The 5,848-nt window shown below is 34.2% G+C and carries 5 protein-coding genes; 1 reads left to right on the plus strand and 4 read right to left on the minus strand.

The features are described 5' to 3' along the window. Positions 1–40: 40 nt before the first annotated feature. From K6D58_RS09925 to K6D58_RS09940, 4 genes are read right to left on the minus strand one after another with little or no spacing between them, the layout of a single operon-like run. Positions 41–997 carry a DUF4340 domain-containing protein gene (locus tag K6D58_RS09925; protein WP_296830236.1) on the minus strand — a complete coding sequence of 319 codons (957 nt, stop codon included), beginning with the start codon at positions 995–997 and terminating at the stop codon, positions 41–43. 14 nt (positions 998–1,011) lie between these two features. After that, complete coding sequence (locus K6D58_RS09930; RefSeq protein ID WP_296830238.1) at positions 1,012–3,084, minus strand: Gldg family protein; 2,073 nt, start codon at positions 3,082–3,084, stop codon at positions 1,012–1,014. Between the two features lie 3 nt (positions 3,085–3,087). Then, positions 3,088–3,816: an ABC-2 transporter permease gene (locus tag K6D58_RS09935; protein ID WP_296830240.1), complete on the minus strand. Its 729-nt coding sequence runs from the start codon at positions 3,814–3,816 to the stop codon at positions 3,088–3,090. Continuing rightward, positions 3,813–4,742, minus strand: a complete 930-nt coding sequence (locus K6D58_RS09940) for an ABC transporter ATP-binding protein (RefSeq protein WP_296830242.1) — start codon at positions 4,740–4,742, stop codon at positions 3,813–3,815. The genes K6D58_RS09935 and K6D58_RS09940 overlap by 4 nt, the downstream gene beginning before the upstream one ends. Positions 4,743–4,885: 143 nt before the next feature. On the opposite strand from K6D58_RS09940, the gene K6D58_RS09945 reads away from it, so the two are divergent. Further along, positions 4,886–5,725, plus strand: coding sequence for a purine-nucleoside phosphorylase (locus tag K6D58_RS09945; RefSeq protein WP_296830243.1), 840 nt, complete (start codon positions 4,886–4,888; stop codon positions 5,723–5,725). Positions 5,726–5,848: the final 123 nt, after the last annotated feature.

Here is a 5,848-nt window from a genome sequence, read left to right on the forward strand (position 1 = left end):
GCTATCTTAAGAAAACCCCAGGTACCATAATAATCAATAATTATTCAGCTGAATTATGTTCAACAATATCATCAAGATGTTTACCAAATCTTGTATAATAATAAGAAGGTACAGTAAATCTGTATGGTGTTGAACTGCAGACAACCTGAGCATCAGAATTTTCTTCAGCACCCTTGTAAATCTTAACAGTAGTAGTATTTACACCTGCAGTAAATTCAAATTCCACATCTGCCTTTTCATGATAAAGAGCTGTATCAGCAGCCTGCCAGTCATTTACTTCAAGAGAAGAAACAAGGTTAAGCCAGGCCTTTATTTTTGAAGCATCAGGAAGAGGTTTTTCAAGCTTTGTATTATTCAAAGTAACTTCCCATAAATTAGATGCATCTGTAGAGTTAAGAACCTTTGCAATTTCATATTCTTCATCTGCAGTCTTTACATGAACCTTAGTAATAAGATTTGAATCAACTGAATAAACAGACTTAGATCTTACTGTATCTTCTGTAACAGCAAAGATACTATGAAGGGCACCCTGTACTGTAACTACTTCCTTTTCATCATCAAGACGTACAAAAGATCTTGTATTAGTTGAACTATCTTTTCCAACAAGAATAGATCTTACAATCTTATTTCCGTCGTAAACTTTTACAGTAATAGCATTATCACTACCAAGTCCGTAACGTTCTTCATTATCTTTTACTGAAGAAGCAACTGTAGAAAGAACATTAATACTTTTTAAAACTTCTTCCATATCATTAACAGAAGAAGCATCTACTTCATAATTATTCTTTTCTGTAAAATACTTACCGTCTTTTTTTATAAGCTTAAGTGCTACATCATCAGCACCATCTTTCCAGTTAATTTCAATTGAATCGAATGAAGACAGGGAAAGAATCCTAGTTTCATTTTTTCCTTCTGTTGCAAGCTGAACAATATAAACACAAAGGAAAACTGCAATAAGTCCCAGCAGAACTATTTTTTTTATGCAAAGTTTATTCATTATTTACCCCGATTTTATTCATCAGATTTTTTCTGTTCAAAACGCGGATCATCCGGATTAAACATTTCACGAATATGATTACGATGATTTGAACGGGCAAGCAGAACCAGAAGTCCGATAATTGCTACAAGAACTGCAAGACCAAGCTGGCCCATCCATTTGTAAACAGTCTTAGATGTATCAGAGATATCATCCCTAAGAGCATTAAGACTAAGATTCTTTGTACGCATAGTACAGAAATCTTCATTACCATTCATATAATCAACAGTATTGCGGAGGAAAATAACAATAGGCTCAGAAGCATTAGACAAAAGCAATGGTGTAGTTGGAGCTGAAGAAGAAACAAGAATAACCTTTCCCTTCTGAACACTTGATGCAATATGAGAATTAGAAGAAAGCCCTGAAGCATTTTCTTCTTCAACAGGATTCTTTTCAAATGCACTCTTGAATTTTCCTTCCACAAGAACACTTAAATTCTTAGATGACATAAGGGACTTATCAGAAGGAGGTGCATAATACAAAGGATTCATGCTGATATTCTGACTTTCAATCCATGAACGTCCTGAAGTTTTTGCAAGAACAGTTACCTTTGCATCCTTATTCTTTTCAGCCTCAGAAACATCAATTGAAGAAGCATTTGCAAAAAGAACAAAGCTCAGGTTTTTAGTAATAACATTATTCTGATCAAGATTTTCTTTTCCCAGCTGTGGAACCATGTAGAATTTTACTTCACCATAATTCTGATCATTACGTTTAAAACATAATTCATCCATTACCCAGCCTTTTTCAATCTTAAGACCATAAGAATTAAGCAGTTTAGACAAACCATTTTCTATTGCAATATACTGTGGCTGCTGACGCTGATATGGAGCAGAAGACTGCTGCTGAACCTGCTGATAAGAATCATCAAATACAATCAGGTTTCCACCCTTAAGTACAAACTGATCAATCTTATAAAGTTCTGCATCAGTAAATTCAGATTTAGGACCATTAATAACTATACACTTTACATCAAGAGGAATATCTTCTTCCCCAATCTTGATTTCCTTAAATTTGTAAATATCACTTATAAGAGCAGAAAAATTTCCTGAACCACTGCGCTGATCATTAATATCATTTTCTCCGTGACCAGTTATGTAACCGATTACAGAAGTTTTAGACAAAAGATTCTGAATACTTAAATTTATATTATCTTCAAGAGAATCAAGTCCGCTTACAACATACTGGAAAATCGCATTTTGAATTCCAAGAGGAACAGGATAAACATTGTCTCCATTAGAAACTGTAAGACCAAGGGCACCTGTAGATGTTGAACCATCCTTTTCTTTCCAGCTAAGGGCAACAATTCCATAGTCATCCTTTAATTTTTCGGACTGTTCTGAATCTGGGTTAACCTTAACAAGTTCAACTTTACTGCCATACTTTTTGCTTACATTTGCATAAACCTTATCTACAACAGAATCAATCTGATTGAAATTAGCAATATTAAAATCACCAAGTTTCTCTGTCTTATACAAAGTTATCCTTACCTTTCCCTTAAGGCCGGCAAGCATATCTGTACTTGAAATCACTTTAGAAAGAGAAGTTGTAAGTTTATATTCAAGACCAGATGTTTCATTTGTATCATTAAGGTAAAGAACCTCTGACTGATCACCATAAGAAACAACAAGAGACATATAAGCATTCTTTAATGAAGCTTCTTCCTTTTCTATCTGCTGAATTCGAACCTCATTTACATTGTAATTAGAAGCAATTTTTTTATTAGCTTCTTTACTCATGTCATACCATTCAACCTTAAAGTTTGAATTGGAAGCATTTTCATATTCACTAAGTAAATCCTTAAGATAAGTATAGGTATCAGAATAAGGACTAGGTAAATCTTTTGTAAAGAATACTTTTATAGAAAGAGGCTGATCAATAGTTCTTACAATTTCCTTACTTGATTCACTAAGGGTATAACTCTTAGGACCAGTTAAATCAAAACGAACAAACACTCTTGAAAAAACAAGATTTACAAGAACAACAAGAATAACCAGGAGAAGAATATTTCCCTTTGAATTTTTAAACCATTCAATTATTTTTTTCATAGCTTAACCTCTTCTTGAATCCTGAATTTTCTGAACTGTCAGAGCTACAAAAATAACAATTACAGAAGCAAAATAAAGAACATCACGTAAATCAACAATACCCCTTGATATAGAAGCAAAGTGACTTCTTGCACTAATGAAAGTTACAAAAGGAACAAATGCTGTCGAAACAAGTACTGCAAAATCAGAAAGCATGCTTAAAGCAAAACAAATTGTAAATGAAACAAAGAAAGAAATAATCTGATTTTTAGTAATTGAAGAGGCAAATACGCCTATAGCAGTAAAGGCAGCAGCAAGTAAAACTGCACCAATATATCCGCCAATAATAGGCCCCTTATCAGGACTTCCAAAAGCATAACACATGATCACATAAAACAATGTAGGAACAAGAAGGGCAACTGCAGAAATCACAGAAGCAATATACTTACCTGCAACAATTGAAGATGTTTTTACAGGAAGTGTTACAAGAGTCTCCATAGTTCCGCTTCTTTTTTCTTCACTGAAAATCCTCATTGTTAAAGCAGGAATAAAAAAGCTGAACAAAGTAGGAAGCAGCTCAAAGAAATACCTGAGCTCTGCACGTTTGTTCAAAAAGAAAGTAGAAAAGAATAAAAATCCCGAAAAAATCAGGAATAAAGCACAAACAATATATGCAATAGGACTTGTAAAATATGAACTAAGCTCACGTCTGGCAATTACAAACCAAGCCTGTTTCTTTATAGAAGTTTTCATTTCTGTGAACCCCCGTTAGTAAGAGTACGGAATACATCCTCAAGTGAGTTTCTGTTTTCTTCAAGAGAATACAAAAGCCATCCTGAATCAACTGCAGTTTTTGCAATAGCAGGACGAATCTCCTTATCACCGGAAATGCTGATAGTAACAGAAAGTTTATCTTCTACTTTTTCAATAGTAACTTTTGAAACACCTTCTACTTTAGAAAGCTTTTCTTTTACTGCTGTTTCTTCTGCACAAAGAAGAAGGGTTACACTTTTCTGAGAACCATAATGCTGTTCGAGTTCTTCAGTAGATGAATCTGCAACTTTTTTTCCGCCAGAAATGATAATAACCCTGTTTGCCAGAGCTTCAACTTCAGAAAGAATATGGGTAGAAATAATAACAGTACGGGTCTTACCTATTTCCTTAACAAGTTCACGAACCTGAACAACCTGGTTTGGATCCAGACCGCTTGTTGGTTCATCAAGAATTAAGATTTCAGGATCATTCATCAATGCATGCGCAAGACCAACCCTCTGTTTATTACCACGGGAAAGTTCATTAATATTCTTATGCATTACTTCTTTAAGACCACAAAGTTTACATAACTCCGGAATCTTTACGGCAGCATCTGCACCTTCAATATCTGCAAGATACTTAAGATAGTCAGCGACAATCATATCACCATACAAAGGCGCACTTTCCGGCATATAACCAATTTTTCTTTTTGTACCGACAGGATCTTCCGTTACATCAATGCCATCAACTTTAATAGAACCAGATGTAGGTTCAAGATAGCCTGTAATCATTCGCATAGTGGTAGTTTTACCAGCACCATTAGGTCCAAGCAAACCGATGATTTCTCCAGTCTGAATGGAAAAACTGATGTCATCTACCGCACTGAAATTTCCAAACTTTTTGGAAACGTGCTCTACTTCAATCATTTTTTCAGCTCCCAAGTTTTTATTTAATAAAATTAACTTCTATTAGTAAAAGTTACAAGTATAATCAAATGATAATTTTTAATTATACAAAAAAGTAAATTTGAAGTAAAATTAATATCCAATTTTTTACAAAGGAGATAAATATGAATAATGTTTCAGAAAAACTTAATGCATGTTTCAAAAGTGTTCGTCAAAAAACACAATTTATACCTAAAGTCGCATTAGTTCTGGGCTCAGGCTTAGGGGATTACGCTTCAGAATTAAAAGTTGAATGTGAAGTTGATTATCATGATATAGAAGGTTTTCCAGTTTCCACAGTTCCCGGGCATGAGGGAAAATTTATTTTTGGTTATATTGAAGATATTCCCGTAGTATGCATGAAAGGACGCATTCATTTTTACGAAGGTTATCCTATTACAGATGTAGTATTACCCGTACGCCTTATGAAAAAACTCGGAGCAGAAATCTTATTCCTTACAAATGCTTCAGGTGGAATCAACAGTAAATTTAAGGCAGGGGATTTAATGCTGATTACAGATCATATTAGTTGTTTTGCGCCTAATCCTTTAATCGGCCCTAATATTAATGAACTTGGTGTTCGTTTTCCAGACATGAGTAATATTTATAATATTGAATTACAGAATATTATTAGAAAAGTTGCTCATAGTAATAAGATTAAATTACAGGAAGGTGTCTACACTCAGCTTACAGGCCCTAGTTTTGAGAGTCCTGCAGAAATCAGAATGTTAAGAACCCTGGGTTCTGATGCAGTTGGTATGTCTACCGTTGTAGAAGCTATTGCCGCTAATCATATGGGCATGAAAATCTGTGGAATATCCTGCATATGTAATCTTGCAGCAGGTATGACAAAAGAACCACTGACCCACGAAGAAGTTCAGGCAGCAGCAAATGAAGCTTCAATTAAATTCAAAAAGCTTGTTACTGAAAGTATAAAATCTTTTAAAGATGAATTTACAATCTAAGTGCAACAAAAGAAAAGACTCATAAAATCAACTATAATGGTGTTTGTTCAAGACATTATTACAGGAGATAATATGAGTCAGTACAAACATCTTAGCACGAAAGAAAGAGAATTCATACTGTCC

Origin of the sequence: Treponema sp. (genome assembly GCF_024696245.1) — a bacterium.
GTDB lineage: Bacteria > Spirochaetota > Spirochaetia > Treponematales > Treponemataceae > Treponema_D.